This window comes from Prevotella phocaeensis, from assembly GCF_900065875.1.
GTDB lineage: Bacteria > Bacteroidota > Bacteroidia > Bacteroidales > Bacteroidaceae > Prevotella > Prevotella phocaeensis.
In genome coordinates this window covers 1-19,727 of the sequence record NZ_LT160621.1, presented here as the reverse complement: position 1 = coordinate 19,727, position 19,727 = coordinate 1, and the positions used below count along the sequence as shown (strand labels likewise).

At 41.2% G+C, this 19,727-nt stretch carries 16 protein-coding genes and 1 tRNA gene; 9 read left to right on the top strand and 8 right to left on the bottom strand.

Annotation, left to right across the window (positions count from 1 at the left end; genetic code table 11):
• Positions 1-205: 205 nt before the first annotated feature.
• Together BN3912_RS02480 and BN3912_RS02475 are read right to left on the bottom strand one after the other, a co-directional pair.
• Entirely contained in the window at positions 206-1,573 is a 1,368-nt protein-coding gene (locus tag BN3912_RS02480) for an alkaline phosphatase family protein (RefSeq protein WP_023984549.1), read from the bottom strand.
• Positions 1,570-2,742, bottom strand: a complete 1,173-nt coding sequence (locus BN3912_RS02475; protein ID WP_081710376.1) for an Lnb N-terminal periplasmic domain-containing protein — start codon at positions 2,740-2,742, stop codon at positions 1,570-1,572. The genes BN3912_RS02480 and BN3912_RS02475 overlap by 4 nt, the downstream gene beginning before the upstream one ends.
• Before the next feature lie 141 nt (positions 2,743-2,883).
• On the opposite strand from BN3912_RS02475, the gene BN3912_RS02470 reads away from it, so the two are divergent.
• The 4 genes from BN3912_RS02470 to BN3912_RS02455 all read left to right on the top strand — a co-directional run bounded on the left by BN3912_RS02470 (position 2,884) and on the right by BN3912_RS02455 (position 8,487).
• The gene (locus tag BN3912_RS02470; protein ID WP_036859698.1) at positions 2,884-4,185 is read left to right on the top strand and encodes a BamG family beta-barrel-assembly machinery protein; all 1,302 of its coding nucleotides are present in this window, start codon (positions 2,884-2,886) and stop codon (positions 4,183-4,185) included.
• A 48-nt stretch (positions 4,186-4,233) separates the two neighbouring features.
• A complete protein-coding gene (locus tag BN3912_RS02465; protein WP_023984552.1) occupies positions 4,234-4,845 on the top strand; it encodes an LptA/OstA family protein in 612 nt (203 codons plus the stop codon).
• An 84-nt stretch (positions 4,846-4,929) separates the two neighbouring features.
• A complete protein-coding gene (locus BN3912_RS02460; protein ID WP_023984553.1) occupies positions 4,930-6,159 on the top strand; it encodes a hemolysin family protein in 1,230 nt (409 codons plus the stop codon).
• 186 nt (positions 6,160-6,345) lie between these two features.
• On the top strand, positions 6,346-8,487 hold the full coding sequence (locus BN3912_RS02455) for a peptidylprolyl isomerase (RefSeq protein WP_023984554.1): 2,142 nt from the start codon (positions 6,346-6,348) through the stop codon (positions 8,485-8,487).
• Positions 8,488-8,827: 340 nt separating this feature from the next.
• Here BN3912_RS02455 and BN3912_RS02450 read toward each other — a convergent pair whose 3' ends face one another.
• On the bottom strand, positions 8,828-9,643 hold the full coding sequence (locus BN3912_RS02450) for a hypothetical protein (RefSeq protein ID WP_023984556.1): 816 nt from the start codon (positions 9,641-9,643) through the stop codon (positions 8,828-8,830).
• A 226-nt stretch (positions 9,644-9,869) separates the two neighbouring features.
• Here BN3912_RS02450 and BN3912_RS02445 point away from each other — a divergent pair, with 226 nt between their 5' ends.
• Genes BN3912_RS02445 through msrB form a run of 4 tightly spaced genes read left to right on the top strand, consistent with a single transcriptional unit; the run spans position 9,870 to position 13,374 of the window.
• A complete protein-coding gene (locus BN3912_RS02445) occupies positions 9,870-11,144 on the top strand; it encodes a replication-associated recombination protein A (RefSeq protein ID WP_036859702.1) in 1,275 nt (424 codons plus the stop codon).
• 27 nt (positions 11,145-11,171) lie between these two features.
• The gene (locus BN3912_RS02440; protein WP_023984558.1) at positions 11,172-12,128 is read left to right on the top strand and encodes a D-2-hydroxyacid dehydrogenase; all 957 of its coding nucleotides are present in this window, start codon (positions 11,172-11,174) and stop codon (positions 12,126-12,128) included.
• Complete coding sequence (locus BN3912_RS02435) at positions 12,129-12,770, top strand: trimeric intracellular cation channel family protein (RefSeq protein ID WP_023984559.1); 642 nt, start codon at positions 12,129-12,131, stop codon at positions 12,768-12,770.
• 43 nt (positions 12,771-12,813) lie between these two features.
• Positions 12,814-13,374: a peptide-methionine (R)-S-oxide reductase MsrB gene (gene msrB, locus BN3912_RS02430; protein WP_023984560.1), complete on the top strand. Its 561-nt coding sequence runs from the start codon at positions 12,814-12,816 to the stop codon at positions 13,372-13,374.
• A 370-nt stretch (positions 13,375-13,744) separates the two neighbouring features.
• On the opposite strand, the gene BN3912_RS12150 is transcribed toward msrB, so the two are convergent.
• From BN3912_RS12150 to pyrB, 5 genes are all read right to left on the bottom strand, one after another.
• Positions 13,745-13,815: transfer RNA gene (locus tag BN3912_RS12150), tRNA-Cys, on the bottom strand.
• 58 nt (positions 13,816-13,873) lie between these two features.
• A complete protein-coding gene (locus BN3912_RS02425; protein WP_036859705.1) occupies positions 13,874-14,062 on the bottom strand; it encodes a hypothetical protein in 189 nt (62 codons plus the stop codon).
• Between the two features lie 80 nt (positions 14,063-14,142).
• Positions 14,143-15,423, bottom strand: a complete 1,281-nt coding sequence (gene glyA / locus BN3912_RS02420) for a serine hydroxymethyltransferase (RefSeq protein WP_023984561.1) — start codon at positions 15,421-15,423, stop codon at positions 14,143-14,145.
• Positions 15,424-15,486: 63 nt separating this feature from the next.
• Entirely contained in the window at positions 15,487-15,942 is a 456-nt protein-coding gene (locus tag BN3912_RS02415; protein ID WP_023984562.1) for an aspartate carbamoyltransferase regulatory subunit, read from the bottom strand.
• 6 nt (positions 15,943-15,948) lie between these two features.
• The gene (pyrB, locus tag BN3912_RS02410; protein ID WP_023984563.1) at positions 15,949-16,896 is read right to left on the bottom strand and encodes an aspartate carbamoyltransferase; all 948 of its coding nucleotides are present in this window, start codon (positions 16,894-16,896) and stop codon (positions 15,949-15,951) included.
• A 117-nt stretch (positions 16,897-17,013) separates the two neighbouring features.
• Here pyrB and BN3912_RS02405 point away from each other — a divergent pair, with 117 nt between their 5' ends.
• Entirely contained in the window at positions 17,014-19,326 is a 2,313-nt protein-coding gene (locus tag BN3912_RS02405) for a transglycosylase domain-containing protein (RefSeq protein ID WP_023984564.1), read from the top strand.
• Positions 19,327-19,727 lie beyond the last annotated feature (401 nt).

Sequence of the window (19,727 nt, the reverse complement as noted above, 5' to 3'; positions counted from 1 at the left end):
ATAATCGGTAATTTGCCATTTATGGAATAATTATTTGCCGATGATTTTGCAGAGACAGATTGCTGCCGCATCGGCGGTGAAGCAGGGATAGGCGTATGTTGTGGAAATGACAGATGTGCTATCTGTTTCAGTCAGATATATAGTATGATGGACTTATACTACGGATATATCCGACATAAACCACCTATCTGCTTTCTGCATGCCGTTATTGCAACGGTGCAGCTTTGCAGGCATTCGGTGCCCGTATTTGTATGGCTTTGGCAATGGTAGGCGCAATTCGGTCTACCGTAACAGGGGTATTGATGCGTTGTGGCTTTATTCCGCTTCCGTAAAAAATAATGGGAAAGGGGATAAATGCCGCACGCGATGTGTACGATTCGTGGTTGTCTTCGTTTAAAAGCTGCCATCCGGGCGAAACTTCTATGATAAGATCGCCACTGATAGATGGGTTGTAAGGACTCTCTTGTACGGCTCTGACGCCCGAGACCTGTACAAGAAATTCTTTTGAACGCGAAATAATGTCGGAGAACGAGATGCGCTTGTCTTCGATAAGTTTCCGGTTCAAGTAAATTTGGTTGTGGAAACAGGTCTCTACATAGCGCCCCTGCCCGTAGATAGCGCCCAAATACATATTGAGCAGATTGGCCGTGCGGTTGATATAGAATGTTCCCGTGGGGATACGATATTTGGCAAAGTCTACCTTCGGATCGTCGGTGTAGCCCGTACTTGTGAGTACAAAAAGCACATGTTGTGCACCAACACTCTGTTCTATATGGCTGAGTAGCGAGGATAGAGTATGATCGAGTCCACGATAGACACTCTCCATAGCGATGCGCCATTGTGCCGAATTGTCAGTTGCTTTGGCCGAGAGTGTGATGGAGATGTAATCTGTATTCTCGTCGCGCCCCATGGCATTCCCATTAATACAGCTGATGGCAATGTCGCTAACGGCATCGTTAGTAAGAGTCTTTGCCTTAGATGGTTTCACATTAACGCTACGGTAAGAGTTCAACCATTTCTGTCCGTTTTGCGAATAGTATTGAGATGTTACCCAATCTCCGCTCTTTTCATCTATCCAAAAGGCCCCGTCAGCTGCGTGACCTGCTGACAATACGGCAGCATCACGGTCGGCTGCAATTCCATATACGATAGCTGCACCGTTGGTAGAGATTTTGAGTTCGTCGGCAATTGTCGACGTAGACATGTTTTGCGGAGAAGTTTTGTATTTGCTGTCATCTACGCAGAACAGTGGTCGCAATGTATTGCGGTCGAGCCATTGCGTACCGATGATATTATTGTAATAGGGAGTGGTACCCGTAGAAATGGCAGCTATGGCCGATGAACGGTCTACCGGAGCGAACGGATAGCTTGCTGCTTCGTACACAGTACCTTGCTGTAGTAGTTTTTTAAAGCCGTTTGGCGAATATAAAGTGGCGAAATGTTCTATATAATCGGTGCGCAGTTGATCGATACTGATGTTGACCACGAGGCGTGGAGCGACTTGCAGCGATTGTGCATAGGCTTCCGTGCTCGTCAATGTTGCCAAGATAAGCGCCGATATATATTTATTCATTTCGTTGTTTTATAGAATTTTTTGCAGCTGTAATACAGCCACGTGATACGTATAAGCAAAGATAGTGCCACAATAAACATACCTTCTGCGTAGCTCTGCCAATAACCTAATACAAAGAAAAGCAAAAGTAATGCTCCCCAGAATGGCAAATAAGTATGGATTTGTTTATTTCTAAGTCTTTTAACCGTAGGATATGCGAAAAATAACGATAACGGACAGAGTGCCAATATTTGGAAATTGAGGTTCACAGTGGGATGTTTGGAGAAGATCATTAGGAAAAGTATTAGGCCTGCAAGGCCATCTAATGTCATTACCAAGGCATCGAACCCCCACCATATACGCTTAGTACCTCGTTCGATGGCGCAAACTATCAATACAATCAATAAGAAAATCAGTGCGCATGTTCTCGGCATGGGTAACGAAGAGTGCACAATTCCATCGGGATCAGGTTCGTTGAGGATGTGGAATGTGGAGTCTACCAAAGCCCTGCGATGCCCGTGTGTGTCGATCACAATGGCATGGGCAAAGTCTTGCATAAGGCTGTCGGGTAGAAATTGTCGGGCGTTGTAGCTCGTTTTAGCATCTGCCTTAACGCCGAGAAGCAGATCGTTTCCGAAACTTGCCCACGGGTGCGAGGCAGTCCATTGACGGATCATGCTGCGATAGGTTGCCGGTGTCTGTGTATCGACAGCATAGACTACGCTGCCTTGAATATGATCCGTAATCATATCTCTTGCGCGAGTGGTGCAGTTATCGTAGAAATAATTGTATCTGTAAACCCTATTCTCGGGGCGATAGTTCTCATCGATGGCTTGTGTAATGGCCCACTTTTCTTCGCGTGTAAGGTTCAGTTTCTGTTCTGTGATCCATCGTCCGGCCGCCTGATATTCGTCGACAAAGGCATTAAAAGGTATGATGCCCATTTCGTAGTCGGTGAGTCCGAAGACAAAGCGCAATATGAAGAATTTCTGTTTAAATGAGAAAATGCCGTAGTTGATAGCCAAGTCTTGGTCTCTACCTTTATCATGATACCTTATTGCCGTATGGCCATAAAGGGAATAAACCTCCTCTCCGGGCCCGCAGGTGAGCAGTCCTATCTCTACAGAGTCCATGCTTTGTAACAAAGCATTGTCGGTTTGAGCATCCGTATAGACCGTTGTTAATAACATAAAAATAACACTCCATGCGTACCTTAAAATATAATTAAAACGTTTCACGATGCAAAAATAGCTTATATTTTGCAGTTATCGTGCCCTTATTTCGAATTTTTTCGATATTTTTGCAACCAAAAATAAGAATTATAGAGGAAAATGAAAAAAATAATATGCGCTGCTTTCATGGCTGCAATATCTACGACAGCGCTTGCTCAGAGTGGTACCAATTCGCCTTATAGTGCGTATGGTTTGGGAGAACTTACTGAACAGTCGAGCGGTTTCAATCGAGGAATGAATGGTTTAGGACTGGGTTTTCGTGAACATAATCAGGTAAATTATCTGAATCCGGCTTCGTATTCTGCACTCGATTCTCTGAGTTTTATTTTCGATACAGGTTTGTCTTTACAGTTGACAAACTTCAGTGAAAATGGCAAAAAAGTAAATGCCAATAATGCCGATTTCGAGTATGTAGTTGCGGGATTTCGTGCTGCACGTCATGTAGGTGTTAGCTTTGGTATCATTCCTTTTACTAATGTAGGTTATAACTATGCCAATACGCAATATGTAGGAGGCAGTGCGGCAGCCTCGTCTACTACCTATACCAATACTTATGCAGGAGATGGCGGTCTTCATCAAGTATATTTAGGTGCAGGGTGGGAACCTTTTAAGGGCTTTTCTGTCGGTGTGAATGCCTCTTATCTGTGGGGGACTATAAACAGATCCGTAATAAATAGCTACAGCGATGCTAATGTAAATACGCTGTCGAAATACTATAATTCTTCTACCAGAAGTTATAAAGTAAACTTCGGTATGCAGTATACTGCGCAGGTATCGAAGAAAGATGCCGTGACTTTGGGAGTCACCTATGATTTAGGGCACAAACTTAATGCCGATCCGGAGTGTAGGGTTATTTCAAGGAATACGCAGACCGGAGTTGCCGATACTGCCGTATATAAGATAGAAAATGGCTTGGAATTGCCTTCTACTTATTCTGCCGGCATCATGTGGGATCATCATTCGAAATGGAAGATCGGACTGGATTACTCTTTTCAAAAGTGGTCATCGGTGAAATATCCGATGTATAATGTGGTAAATGATGTACCGCAATATGCTCTTCAGACCGACTTGTTCAAGGATCGCCATAAGATGACTTTTGGGGGAGAGTATTGCCAAGATATGAATAGTCGCAGTTTCTTGAAACGTATACGTTATCGTGCGGGAGTTTCGTACGCTACACCTTATTTAAAAATAAACGGGCAAGATGGGCCGAAAGAACTGAGTGTAAGTGCAGGTTTCGGCATTCCTATCGTAAATGGCTATAACAACCGTTCCATTCTGAATATATCGGCGCAGTGGGTAAATAGAGAAGCAACGGGATTGATCAAGGAAAATACATTCAGAATCAATATCGGACTTACTTTCAACGAGCGTTGGTTTGCGAAGTGGAAAGTGGAATAAAAGAAATATTCTATTGTAGAGACTTTGAGGTATTCTGTATTTTTATTTATGATTCTTTTTCTGCTTTTTGCTTCTTGTGAGGAACAGAAAGAACACATTGCACCGGCGATACGCGAGCGAGACTCTGTGGCTATGATGATAAGTTATGGGGTAAATACCTTGATATCCGACTCTGGCGTGATAAAATATAGGATTGTAACCGAGAAATGGGAGGTAAACGAAAACTTGCATCCGCAGCGATGGATATTCGATAAGGGGCTTTTTTTGGAACAATTCGATGAGAAATTTCATGTGCAGTCGTATATACAATGTGACACGGCTTACTATTTCAATGAGAGACGTCTATGGGAATTACGTAGTAGAGTACATATTTTGACGAAAGATGGACTTCGGTTTACCAGTGAACAACTGTTTTGGGATGAACGAAACCATGAACTATATTCGTATGTCTATTCTCATCTCGTTACCCCTGAACGTACGTTGGAAGGGAGCTACTTCAGAAGTGATGAAAAAATGACAAAGTATTTTGTCTCGAATAGTCGTGGATCTTTCGAAAAGAACGACTTTAGTGGAGAGGGAGATACGCTAACCTCTGCTCCCGATACGACAAAAGCGAAATTAAGGTTGCAAGCTCCTCCGCAGCGTAAGATCGGAAATTAGACTAAGCTTAAATTATATATATTCATTTAAAATACATTTATCGGTTTGGATATAGATATACCTCTTATAATAAGTATCATCGTTATGATGGTCTTGTCGGGCTTCTTTTCCGGAATGGAAATTGCGTTTGTCTCGAGTAATAGGATGCTTGCAGAGATGGACAAAGAAAAGAACGGACTCTCTCAAAAACTGCTCTCTCTCTTTTATCATCATCCTAATGGCTTTGTAAGTACCATGTTGGTAGGTAATAATATTGTGTTGGTTATATACGGCATCTTGATAGCTCGCTTGTTTGACAATACGATATTCCGTGGAATGGATGCTGCATTTACCGTGCCTGCCGATACCATTCTTTCTACGTTTATCGTACTTTTTACGGGAGAGTTCTTGCCCAAAACGCTTTTTAAGAGTAATCCCAACCGTCTGCTTAGTTTGTTTTCAGTACCGGCTTATCTATTTTATATCATTTTGTGGCCGATCAGTCGTTTGTCGACTTTCCTGTCCAAATGTCTTTTACGGATGGGTGGTATAAAGATGGATAAGGAAACCGATGATGAAGGTTTCTCCAAAGTAGATTTAGATTATCTTGTAAATTCGAGCATTGATAATGCGCGAAGTGATGAAGAGATAGAAGATGAAGTGAAAATATTTCAGAACGCATTGGAGTTTCCTGATACAAAGGTGCGCGACTGTATGATACCACGAACGGAAATCAATGCAGTAGATATCAATGAATGTACTATAGACGAACTTAAGCAGAAGTTTATAGAAAGCGGAAATAGTAAACTGATTGTGTATAATGAAGATATAGATCACGTTATAGGTTATATACACAGTTCGGAACTGTTTCGTAATCCTGATCGTTGGAAAGAAAATGTGTGTACGATGCCTTTCGTGCCTGAAACGATGGCAGCACAAAAGTTAATGAAGATATTGCTCCAGCAGAAAAAGAGTCTCGGAGTAGTAATTGATGAGTTTGGAGGAACAAGCGGTATCGTTTCGCTTGAGGATATTGTGGAAGAGATATTCGGAGAAATAGAAGATGAGCACGACAGTACGAAGTATGTGGCGAAAAAACTCGATGATGGTAACTATCTTTTATCCGCACGTTTGGAAATTGATAAGGTGAATGAAATGTTTGGATTGGATTTGCCTGAGAGTGATGAATATATGACTGTTGGCGGTCTTATTTTGCACGAATATCAAAGTTTTCCGAAATTGAACGAAATCATCAGGATAGACAAGTTTGAATTTAAGATAATAAAAAATACTATGACAAAAATAGAACTTGTGAAATTAACTGTGATAGACTGATGTGTTGTAATAAATGGAGTTAAAGGCAATTTTTATATTAAAAGTTCTGTAGTTTGATAATATTTTAGTATTTTTGTACGCATTTAATGCGGAAAGCACAAAAATAATTTATGTGGAGTGATTGATAAGTGTATATATTTTTGTGCTTCATGGCATGACAAAAAGAATAATAAATAATAACTTAAAATGGCAGCATTAGGAAAAATCAGAGGAAAAGGTACGATCCTGATTACTGTATTGGGTATTGCACTTTTTGCATTTATTGTAGAAGAAGGCGTCCGCACTTGCGAATCGAGACAAAACGAGCAACGTCAACAGATTGGTCAAGTGTTAGGCAAAAACATTGATGTTCAAGAATTTCAGAAGCTTGTTGACGAATATACCGAGGTTATCAAAATGCAACAAGGACAGAATAATCTGAATGATGAACAATTGAACCAAGTAAAAGATATGGTCTGGAATACGTATGTTCAGACTAAGATAATTGAGAAAGAGGCCGAAAAGCTTGGTCTTACCGTAACAGATGGAGAATTGCAGAATATATTAAACCAAGGAACGAACCCCATGCTTCTCCAAACACCGTTTGTAAACCAGCAGACCGGTCGTTTTGATGCAAATGCCTTGAAAAAGTTCCTTGCCGATTATAGAAGTCAGCAGGCTACCAATTCGCAACTTGCAGAACAATATCATACGATTTATAAGTATTGGTCGTTTGTAGAGAAAACGCTTCGTCAGCAGATACTTTCTCAGAAATATCAGAGTTTGTTTGCCCATTGTTTGCTATCTAATCCTGTAGAAGCCAAGATGGCATTTAAGGATGAAAACGAAGAAAGCCGGATAGAACTTGCTGCGTTCCCGTATTCGAGTATAGCCGATGATAAGGTGCAGGTGACAGATGCAGACTTAAAGGCCAAGTACAATGAGCTGAAGGCTCGTTTTAGGCAGTATGTGGAGAGCCGAGATATAAAGTATGTGGATATTGAGGTTATGCCTTCTTCGCAAGATCGTGCAGCTCTTCAAAAAGATTTTACCGGTTATGCGAAAGATCTTGCTGTTGCTACCGATCCTTCAGATGTAGTAAAAAAGAGTACGTCGGTAATCAACTATCTTGGTATTCCTGTGGCTAAGACGGCTTTTCCTGCAGATATTGCTGCACATCTTGACTCAATGTCGGTAGGACAGACTTACGGGCCAGTTGAAAATAAACAAGATAATACGTTGAATTTAATAAAGTTGGTGGCTAAGCAACAGTTGCCGGATTCTATTCAATATCGTATGATCCAAGTTGGTGGTGCTACCGTTGATGCTGCTCATAAGACAGCAGATTCCATTTATATTGCATTGAAAGGCGGGGCTGATTTCGAGGCTATTGCTAAAAGATATGGGCAGACTGGTGAAAAAACATGGATAACTACGGCACAGTATCAGAATGCACCTTCGATGGATAAAGATACCAAGACTTATATCAGCATGTTGAACACGGCTGCAGTGAATGCCATCGAGAATATTCCAGTCGTACAGGGAAATATTATTCTTCAGGTAGTTGACCGCAAGAGCATGATACCTAAATATACTGCGGCTGTGATTAAGAAGAATATTGAGTTTTCGCGTGATACCTATTCTGCTGCTTATAATAAATTCAGTTCTTTTGCAAGTACCAACCAGACGGCTGATGATATTGTGAAGAATGCGCAGAAAAACGGTTACAAGGTGCAGGAAGCAAAAGATTTGACTACGGCGGTTCATTATATTGCCGGTATTCGTGGAACGCGTGAAGCTGTGAAATGGGTGTTCGATGCAGACGAAAATGATGTGTCTCAAATGTTCGAATGTGGAGACAATAATCATTTGCTCATTATGGTTCTCGATAAGATACATCCGGCCGGCTATCGTTCTTTGAATGATCCACAGGTAAAGGAGATAGTAAAAACAGAGGTGTTGAAAGATAAGAAAGCAGAGCAGCTTATGAACAAATTGAATGGTGTAAATTCTTTAGCATTGGCCAAAGCCAAGGGTGGTAAGGTTTCTCCTATAGATCAGGTTACTTTCTCTGCACCGGTATTCGTTTTGGCTACCGGAGCAAGTGAGCCCGCATTAAGTGGTGCTGTTGCAGCTACAGCGAAGGGTAAGTTTAGTGCAAAACCCGTGAAAGGTAATGCAGGAGTCTATCTTTTCCAAGTAGTTAACAAGACAGACCGCAAGGCTAAGTTCGATGACAAGGCTGAGGAGCAGAAACTTCGCCAAAAGGCATTGCAATATGCAAGTAATTTCATGAACGAATTATATATTAACGCTAAGGTAGTTGATAATCGTTACCTTTTCTTCTAAAGAGATTTTTAAAGAAATAGAATGCCCGATATCTGCATCAGATATCGGGTATTTTTTATTTGAACTTTTATCATTGTTTTTACAGATAATATTCCAGTTCGATCTAAAAGAACGAAATAATAAGAATATATGTTTTTATTACCATCTGTAATTATAAATTTAAGTTTCTAAAAATTAAAAAGATATGTATCTATTTAATATGTGTTTCTTTAAAATAAAAACGCAAGTATTGATGTAAAACAATACCTGCGTTTTTCTTATGGTTAATTAAGTTAAAAGAATTTAGTCTTGCTAATGTTTGATTCATGTATTTACTAATTAATGAAAAAATCGATAATAATTAATATTCATCGTTTTCATCGGAGACATCTTCCGCCTCCATATTCAAGTCTTCCGGTTCTGTATCGAAAGTTGTGCGATAGCTTTCTTCGGTCAGCTTATCTTCATCAAAAGTATCATCATCTTCATCTTCTGTATCATTCTCCGTTATTTTGTTCAATTCTTCTTCGCCTTCATTTTCAGGTATATTGGAGTCTTGCTCCTTTTCCTCTCCTTCAGATTCGAATTTCATTCGAGGTTTTTCAAACTCAGGTTTTTCTTTGGCAAAGATTGCTTCTACCCATGAACCCTTGGGTATCTCCAGAACTTCGAAACCATCGTTTAGTTTTTTCTCATACGTTCCTCCCGATTTGTGAAGACGGTCTTTTGGAAGTGTAGTCGTACTTATGTCGAAACCGCTCGTAATAATATCCTGAATATTTTGCGAAAGCGACTCCCAACCGCCGCCGAAATTACGTTCCAACACTTCGATAAGCTTGGTCGCAGAGATATGGCGTATATTCTCGTAGGTAAGATCGGTTACGCGCATGATGGGACGTTTCTTGATTGCCCAACGGACTTTTGCAGAGTCATCAATGCGTACCAGTCCGGTCTTGAACCCTCGTTCCTCGTATTTGGCAACCACTTCGGGTTTGTCTATTTTTATTTCTTCGATATCGAATGCGCTACGAATGATATCTACATAATGACGCATGTTGCCTTTAAGGTCGGCGTCTTTTTCTGCTGCCTCCCACATACGGAAGATGTCGTTTTCCTGAATATCCCATACATTGCTCTTAGTCAATGTCTTTAGAGTTAAAACTTTTTGCTGTTTCATATCTTTTTAAATGCTTAATTCAAAACTGTTGCAATTGGTAAGCGGTGTTAAATTGTTTTTTAAATAGTGTTGTTTCGTTGTTTCTTGTTCGTTTTTCTATATTTTTATGCTGCAAATGTAAGTACTTAATTCTTAATTCGCAAACTTTTTGCAAGAAAAAATAAATGAAATAAAAAAACAATATATGCTATCTATCAATCATCAATCTTTTATGTATCTTTGCAACATGAGTGAACCATTAGCAGAGAGAATGCGTCCTCGCACGCTTGACGAGTATGTGGGGCAACAGCATTTAGTAGGAGAGGGGGCGGTACTTCGCAAGATGATCGATGCCGGCCGTGTATCTTCGTTTATCTTATGGGGACCGCCGGGGGTAGGGAAAACCACGCTTGCACAGATTATTGCAAATAAATTGGAAACCCCATTTTATACCCTTAGCGCCGTAACGAGTGGCGTAAAAGACGTTCGAGATGCCATCGAACGTGCCAAAAGCAACAAATTCTTCAATACGGCTTCACCTATTCTGTTTATAGATGAGATACATCGTTTCAGCAAGTCGCAGCAAGATTCTCTTCTCGGTGCCGTAGAGCGGGGCGTTGTAACGCTGATCGGTGCCACGACCGAAAATCCTTCGTTCGAGGTAATACGACCTTTGCTTTCGCGTTGCCAGCTCTATGTATTGAAATCTCTTGAAAAGGAAGACTTGCTGCATCTTCTTGAAAGGGCTGTTACACAGGATATAGAATTGCGGGAAAAGCATATTCTATTAAAGGAAACCGGAGCAATACTTCGGTATAGCGGCGGCGATGCCCGTAAATTGCTGAACATCTTGGAACTTGTTGTAGAGTCTGCGAATAGTGAAACTATCGAAATTACCGACGAGATGGTGGCAAACCGTCTTCAGCAGAACCCGCTCGCATACGATAAAGACGGTGAAATGCACTACGATATTATTTCTGCTTTCATCAAGAGTATCCGTGGTAGCGATCCGGATGCAGCACTTTATTGGATGGCTCGGATGATCGAAGGTGGGGAAGATCCGCAATTCATAGCAAGAAGACTTGTTATCAGTGCCGCCGAAGATATAGGCTTGGCAAATCCTAATGCCTTGTTGCTTGCCAATGCAGCTTTTGATGTTGTAATGAAGATAGGGTGGCCCGAAGGGCGTATTCCGCTTGCTGAAGCGGCAGTTTATTTGGCAACCAGTCCTAAAAGTAATTCTGCTTATTTGGGAATAGATACGGCCCTCAGCATTGTAAAAGAAACGGGTAATCAGCCTGTGCCTTTACATTTGCGTAACGCACCGACACAACTTATGAAGCAGTTGGGCTATCATGACGGCTATAAATATAGTCATGATTTTCCCGATCACTTCGTGGTACAGCAATATATGCCTGATGATTTGCAAGATACCAGAATATGGCATCCGCAGCATTCGCCGTCGGAAGAGAAATTATTTCAACAGATGCGTCGGTGTTGGGGTGACAGGTTTAATGAATAATGTTAAAGGAAAAAGGAATTTTATCAGATGAAAATTGTAATATTGGATGGTCATTGTGCAAATCCCGGCGACCTCTCGTGGGAAGCATTGGAAGAGTTTGGGGAACTTACGGTTTATGACCGCACATCGAAAGCGAATATCGCGGAACGTGCCAGAGAAGCGGATATTATACTTACCAATAAGGTGACGTTGCGGTCGGATGTATTGGATAAACTGCCGAAACTGAAATATATAGGAGTACTTGCAACGGGTTATAATATTATAGATACCGATGCGGCCAAGAAGCGTGGTATCATTGTTTGTAATATTCCGGCATACAGTACAAACAGTGTGGCGCAGATGGTCTTTGCACATATTCTTACTATCACGAACAGGGTAGAGCATTATACTGCGCAGATACGTGAAGGAAGATGGAGCCGCAACCCCGATTTCTGTTATTGGGATATGCCGTTTCATGAGCTTGCAGGAAAAACAATCGGTATTGTCGGACTTGGTGATATCGGTTGTAGAGTAGCCCGTATAGCTCATGAGTTCGGGATGGATGTGTATGCTTTTACGAGCAAGAATGCTTCCGATCTTCCCGAATGCATTCGGAAGACAACGATGGAGGGGCTACTTGCCGTGAGTGATGTTCTTACATTGCATTGTCCGCTTACCGAATCTACGCGCGAAATGATAAATAAAGACAGTCTGAAGCAGATGAAACGCGGTGCTATTCTCATTAATACCGCTCGCGGTCCGCTTGTGAACGAGCAGGACGTGGCCGATGCACTCCGTTCGGGATACTTGGCAGCCTATGGGGCCGATGTAATGTGTGCAGAACCCCCATCAAAGGATAACCCTTTGTTCGGAGTACCCAACGCTTATCTTACGCCTCATGTGGCATGGGCGACCATTGAGGCACGCCGAAGATTAGTGAATATTGCAGTGGCTAATGTGAGAGCTTTTGTAGACGGAGTACCACAAAACGTTGTCAATAAATAGATGTTCTACGAAGATATCCAAATCGTTCATACCGTACAGCAGGTAATAGAGTTCGTGGGAACTTTTGCTTTTGCCATATCTGGAATACGTCATGCTGCGGCAAAGCATTTCGATTGGTTCGGTGGATTTGTGTGTGGTTTTGCTGTTGCGATAGGTGGCGGTACTATTCGTGATGTGATGTTGGGCGTAACACCTTTTTGGATGACTTCTTCTATTTATATCATCTGTACGGTTCTTGCACAGATATTCGTTATTGTGTTTTCTCGTTCTTTAAAGCGTCTCGATAACGCATGGTTTGCTTTCGACACGTTGGGGTTAGCATTGTTTACCATTGCCGGACTACAGAAAACGCTTGCATGTGGGCACCCTTTTTGGGTGGCTATCGTTATGGGATGTATTACCGGGGCGGCCGGAGGCGTTATCCGCGACGTGCTTCTTAACAACGAGCCCGTTATCTTTCATAAAGAGATATATGCCATGGCGAGCATTCTCGGCGGTCTTGTTTATTGGTTACTCATGTATGCAGGGTTCAGCGTAGGGATTGTGGCCGTTGTCACTTTTGTTATTATCTGTCTTGTACGCTTTTTGGCTGTAAAGTATCATATCGCACTTCCTATTTTGCATGGAGAAGAGCAGGAATAGACTATAGAAATAGTAAGTTTCAGGATTATTAAAATTATATATTATGAAGTGTAATGTACTAAAACTATCGATGAGTGTGGCAGCTTTGTTTCTTATGAGTTGCTCTGTTGCAAAGGATAACAAAACCGAAAAGAATATGAATTTAAACGGAAATATGAAGTTCGAAAAGCCAACAGACGAGGAGTTAAGGAAAAAACTTACCCCTTTGCAGTACGAGGTAACCCAGCATGCGGCTACCGAACGCCCTTATGATAACGAATACGATGGCGAGTTTCGCTCAGGTATCTATGTGGATATCGTGAGCGGAGAGCCACTGTTTATTAGTTCTGACAAGTACGACAGTGGCTGCGGATGGCCTGCTTTTTCGCGGCCGATTGACGATTCTTTGCTTGTTGAAATTACCGATCGTTCTCATGGTATGGTTCGTACAGAGGTAAGAAGCAAGCGTTCCGGTTCGCATCTTGGCCATGTTTTTAACGACGGTCCTGCTAAAACGGGCGGCATGCGTTATTGTATCAACAGTGCTTCGCTACGTTTTATTCCCGAATATAAGATGGAGTCAGAGGGTTACGGTAAGTATCTTAAATTGCTGAAAAAGAAGTAGTGTGTTTGCTGAATAAGATATTTAATAAACACACACCATCGTTTTATCCGTCTTATATCGTATATATAAGGCGGATAGAGCATTTGTGCAACTATAATATTTATAACGTAAACTTGTTTTATTCGGAGCAGTTTTTGTAATTCTCGGTTATGATCGATTGGAAGACAAGGCGCTTTTGGCAATTCTATCATTCGTAATATTTTTTGTTATCCGCTGTACTCGTGTTATTCGAATATAAAGTTCGTGAGAATAATAAATTGCTGATACGGTTATAAGATTGTTCATTTTTCAAGCAGTAACGGAAAGAATAGGAACGGGAGTATTGATATACAAGAAGGGAATTTCCTCATGAGAAATTCCCTTCTTGTTGAGGTACCTGGCAGAGTCGAACTGCCCTACACGGTTTTGCAGACCGTTACCTAACCGATCGGCCAAGGTACCATGGTGCTTAATGCGTGTGCAAAGATAAGATAAAATATTGTGCCAACCAAATTTTTATTTACTTTTTATGGTAGCAACTCGGTTTTCTCTTGCCTTTACCTTGTTGTAAAAGAAGTTGATCGTGTATGGCACAGCCCTTGCATCCGTAGCATTTGTCGTCGGCATGGCGTATGGCTTGGTAGATGCGATAGCCGGCATAACCGATGGAAAGGCATAAAACAAATCCTATTATAATATACTGTACCATTTATTCTGAATAAGAGCGATAAGAACAAGCAAAGAGAATTGGGGTAACTTCCCAATTCTCTTCTTGTTATGAGTGTCTCTTTAATATGCGAAAAGAGGGTAATCTTTCATCGTTTCGTTTACTTTTTGGCGTACATGGGCAATCGACCGGTCGTTTTCAGGATCGTTGAGAACCTCTTCTATCAGTTCGGCAATAAGTTTCATCATATTCTCTTTTGCACCACGAGTGGTCATGGCTGCTGTACCAAGACGGATGCCACTTGTCTGGAATGCGGAGCGGGTGTCGAAAGGAACCATATTTTTATTTACCGTAATGTCTGCTGCAACAAGGGCGTTTTCTGCCACTTTACCTGTGAGATCGGGATATTTTGTGCGAAGGTCTACGAGCATAGAATGATTGTCTGTGCCTCCGCTAACGATGGTGAAACCGCGATCTGTAAGTTCTTGTGCAAGGACAGAGGCGTTGAGTTTCACCTGTGTTGCGTATTCTTTCCAAGAGGGTTGCAGGTTTTCATAGAAACCTACGGCCTTTGCAGCTATGACATGTTCCAATGGACCGCCCTGTGTACCGGGGAAAACAGCACTGTTGATCAGTTGACTCATCATCTTGAGTTCGCCTTTTTTGGTCGTAAGTCCCCAAGGATTTGCAAAGTCTTGCCCCATTAGGATGATGCCTCCGCGTGGCCCGCGTAGTGTCTTATGCGTAGTAGAAGTTACGATATGGGCATATTTAACCGGATTTTCGAGCAGTCCGGCTGCAATCAATCCGGCCGGATGAGCCATATCTATCATCAGGAGCGCTCCTACTTCGTCGGCGATATGTCTCATACGTTTGTAATCCCATTCGCGGCTGTAAGCCGAACCTCCGCCGATAATAAGCTTGGGTTTGTGTTCGTGAGCCAGTTTTTCCATTTCGTCATAATCTATACGGCCGGTTTCTTTGTTGAGGTTGTAACCTATGGGATTGTAAAGAATGCCGGATGTGTTGACGCGGCTTCCGTGAGATAAGTGACCTCCGTGATCAAGATTTAAGCCTAAAAAAGTGTCGCCGGGCTTCAGGATAGCAAGCAATACAGCGGCATTTGCCTGTGCACCGGAATGGGGCTGTACGTTGGCGAACTCGGCACCGAATAGTTTCTTAACCCGCTCGAGTGCCAATTCTTCAACTTGGTCTACCACTTGACATCCGCCGTAATAACGCTTTCTGGGAAGCCCTTCTGCATACTTATTTGTGAGATAACTGCCCATTGCTTGCATTACTTCATTGCTTACGAAGTTTTCAGACGCAATCAATTCCATGCCTTTTAGTTGGCGCTGGTGTTCTTTTTCGATAAAATCGAAAATCTCTTGATCTCTTTGCATGATTATAAATGTTATTTGTTATATTACTTAGTGCATATTATAGTATTCTGGAAGGGGGGGGACTTAGCATAAGTCTACCTTACTTATATCTTGCTCGGTGTCGCAATAGTGGCATTTAAGAATGCCTTTGTCTTTGTCGACGATGTTAAAAACAGTATCCATAGGTTCGTTGTTTGTAATGCATTTGGGGTTGTTGCATTTTACAATACCGCGAAGTTCATTGGGAGTTTCGACCGTCTTTTTTTCCACAACTTCATAATCTTTAATGATGTTGAGCACAATTTTTGGGGCAACAACAGAGAGGCGGCTGATCTCTTCGTTGGTAAAGAATTTGTCGGAAACTTTAATAATTCCTTTCTTTCCAACCTTTCTGGATATGAAGTTGTTGCCTATGGTAACGGGAGTATCGAGGTATTGTAAACTCAGTAAGTTTACTACCTGATAAGTTTTTTCGGCAGGAATATGATCAATGACCGTACCGTTCTCGATGGCAGCAACCAAACGTTCTTTCTTGTCCATGTTCGATTAATGAATAATAGTTTTGTCTTGTTTGATGTCTTCTAATGTAATTCCGAGACAGTAACAGAAAATGGCTTCTCGCGCATAGAGGCCGTTTTGTGCCTGTTGTATGTAGTAGGCATGTGGATTATCGTCTACATCGTAGGCGATTTCGTTAACACGTGGAAGCGGATGAAGGATGCGCATATTGGGTTTGGCGGCATGCAGCATTTCATTTTTCAAGATATATACGTTTTTGACGTGTTCATATTCCATCAGGTCGGAGAAGCGTTCTTTCTGCACACGAGTCATATATAGAATGTCTGCATCGGCTATTACTTTATCATTGAAAGCAGTGTGCTCTTGATATTTTATGCCGTGTTCCTTGCAATATATCTTATATTCGGTAGGCATAGCCAGCTCTTTGGGTGCAATAAAATGGAAAGTCGGGTTGAAATGGCGCATGGCGGTGATTAAAGAATGTACCGTGCGTCCATATTTCAGGTCGCCTATAAGATAGATGTTAAGATCATCGAGAGTGCCTTGAGTTTTATAAATAGAATAGAGATCGAGTAGGCATTGAGAAGGATGCATGTGAGCTCCGTCGCCGGCATTGATAATCGGTTGGGGGGATACTTCACTTGCATATTGGGCTGCTCCTTCGATATAATGACGCATAGCAATGATATCCGCATAGTTACTAACCATGAGAATAGTATCTTTCAGCGTTTCGCCTTTGGTGACACTTGAGGCTTTTGCATCGGAAAAGCCTATGACCTTGGCACCAAGCCGATTGGCTGCAGTTTCGAAACTAAGACGTGTGCGGGTGGATGGTTCGAAGAAAAGGGTGGCTACCACTTTACCTTTAAGTAGTTCTCTGTTAGGATATTTCTCAAACTCTTGTGCCATCTCTATCAGATACATGATTTCTTCTTTAGAGAGAGCGGCAATGGTCACAAAATCATGTTTTCCCATTTATATCTTGTTGAATGTTACGATTTCGTGTGCTAAGATAGTCATAATTTTTTGTTTATATGCTTTATTTCAAAAGAATATTGTATTTTTGCACCAAATATTTTTTAGCAACTCGGAATGAGAAAGGCGTTTATACATATTCTTTGGGGAGTATTTATTGTAGCATTGCTTGCCGGAGTATTGTCGTTTACTGCGATATGGTTCGGCTGGATTGGCTATATGCCGCCTATCGAAGATTTGCAAAATCCGATCAACAGATTTGCTACGCAAGTGTATTCCGCTGATGGAAAAGTATTGGGAACTTGGAATATCAACAAAGAAAATCGTATTGTCATACCGTATTCTAAGATTTCTCCGCATCTTGTCCATGCATTGGTTGCTACAGAAGATGAACGTTTTTATGAACATTCGGGAATAGATTTCATTGCGTTAGGCAGGGCTATCGTAAAGAGAGGTTTATTGGGACAAGCCAGTGCTGGTGGTGGATCGACCATAACGCAGCAATTGGCAAAGCAATTATATTCGGAGAGCGCGAAGACTACATTGGAAAGAATTCTTCAAAAGCCAATCGAATGGGTGATAGCTGTAAAGCTTGAGCGGAATTATACAAAAGAAGAAATTATCGCTTTGTATTTGAATTACTTCGACTTCCTTCATAATGCAGTAGGAATTAAGACGGCGGCTAATACCTATTTTAATAAGGAACCGGCGGACTTGACTGTAGAAGAATCTGCTACATTGATAGGACTTTGCAAAAATCCCTCTCTTTTTAACCCTGTAAGATATCCTGAACGTTGTACAGAGAGGCGCAATGTGGTTCTCATGCAAATGCAAAAAGCCGGATATTTATCTCGTGCAGAATACAATGAATATAGCGATAAACCTCTTGTGCTGGACTTTCATCGTACAGATCATAAGGATGGCAGTGCTACTTATTTCCGCGAGTTCTTAAGACAGTACATGATGGCCACAATTCCAGAAAAGGCTAATTATCCTTCATGGAATAAAAATCAATATGTGCTCGATTCTATTGCATGGGTATCAGATCCTCTCTATGGTTGGTGTAATAAGAATTTTAAGAAAGATGGCAGCCCTTATAATGTCTATACAGACGGTCTGAAGGTCTTTACAACTATAGATTCCCGTATGCAGAAATATGCAGAAGAAGCTGTTTATGGGCATGTGGCAAAGTTTCTGCAACCGGCATTTTCGAGAGAAAATCGCAGAAAAGTAAATGCTCCGTTTACAAATTTATTGTCTTCGGCAGAGGTAAATTCTATTATGTCTCGTGCTGTGCGACAAAGCGATCGCTATAAAAATTTGAAAGCATCAGGTGCGACAGACGCCGAAATAAAAAAATCATTTCATACTCCTGTGGATATGACAGTCTTTACATATCATGGAGATATTGACACAACGATGACGCCGATAGATTCTATACGTTATTATAAATCGTTTTTACGTGCAGGATTTATGAGTATGGACCCTAAGACGGGATATGTGAAAGCCTACGTTGGGGGACTTGATTACTCTCATTTTATGTATGATATGGTAACGGGAGGGAGACGACAGGTTGGTTCTACTATCAAGCCATTTTTGTATTCTTTGGCAATGGAAAATGGTTTTTCTCCTTGCGATAAGGCCCCGAATGTACAACATACGTACATGGTGGCCGGCCATCCTTGGACACCACGTAATGCAAGTCATAGCAGGTATGGGCAGATGGTTACGTTAAAATGGGGACTTGCACAATCTAATAACTGGATATCGGCATACCTCATGAGTAAATTAAATCCGCAGCAATTTGTGAGCTTGTTGCATGATTACGGAATTAACAATCCTGATATATATCCTTCTATGTCTCTTTGTCTTGGACCTTGTGAGGTTTCTGTTGCAGAAATGGTAAGTGCATATACTGTTTTTGCAAATCACGGCATTCGTACAGCTCCTATTTATGTTTCTCGCATAGAGGATAATGAGGGCAATGTTATAGCTTCATTTCAACCAAGAATGAATGAGGTTATTAGTGACGAAAGTGCGAATAAAATGCTTGTTTTGCTACAGGCTGTCGTTGATGGGGGTACTGCTGGTAGATTAAGATATAAATATAATATAGAAGGAGAGATAGGTGGTAAGACTGGAACAACAAATAGAAATTCTGATGCTTGGTTTATGGGAATTACCCCGGAATTGGTAAGTGGCTGTTGGGTTGGTGGCGAAGACCGAGATATACATTTTGATTCGATGCAAATGGGGCAGGGAGCTACAATGGCACTTCCTATTTGGGCGTATTATATGAAAAAGGTGTATAGAGATCATGCTTTAGGATATAATTTTCATGCATCTTTTGGTTTACCTAAAGATTATGATCCATGTTTAAAAGGTGAAGATCCTGAGAACGATTTTGGGATAGAGGAAGTATATGAATAAAAGTATAGCTTTACACGATTTATAGGTAATATTTATATTCGTTTTTCGTTTTTAATATTCTTTTTTTTCTTTCATTTTTCATTTTCTTGTTCAAATATTTGGTGTTTTTATATTTTTGTATTACTTTTGCCGTCGCTTTCCTCTGATGAGGGATTATATTTGCAAGAGTTCTTTGACTAATTTACATAGGAGACAGAAGAAGTAGTACGAAATTCTATCCGTTGTTCTATCCATTTATTTTTTATTTGGATATGTTCGGCGTTTTAGGTTAGGAATGACATTCGGCTTTGTCATTTATATTCTTTTTAGGTTATAATTGTCGTATGCATTTCGTTTGTGTTTCAATTTTTCTAACGTATGATCGTTCTGATACAGACATTTTAGGTATTTCGTGATATCCT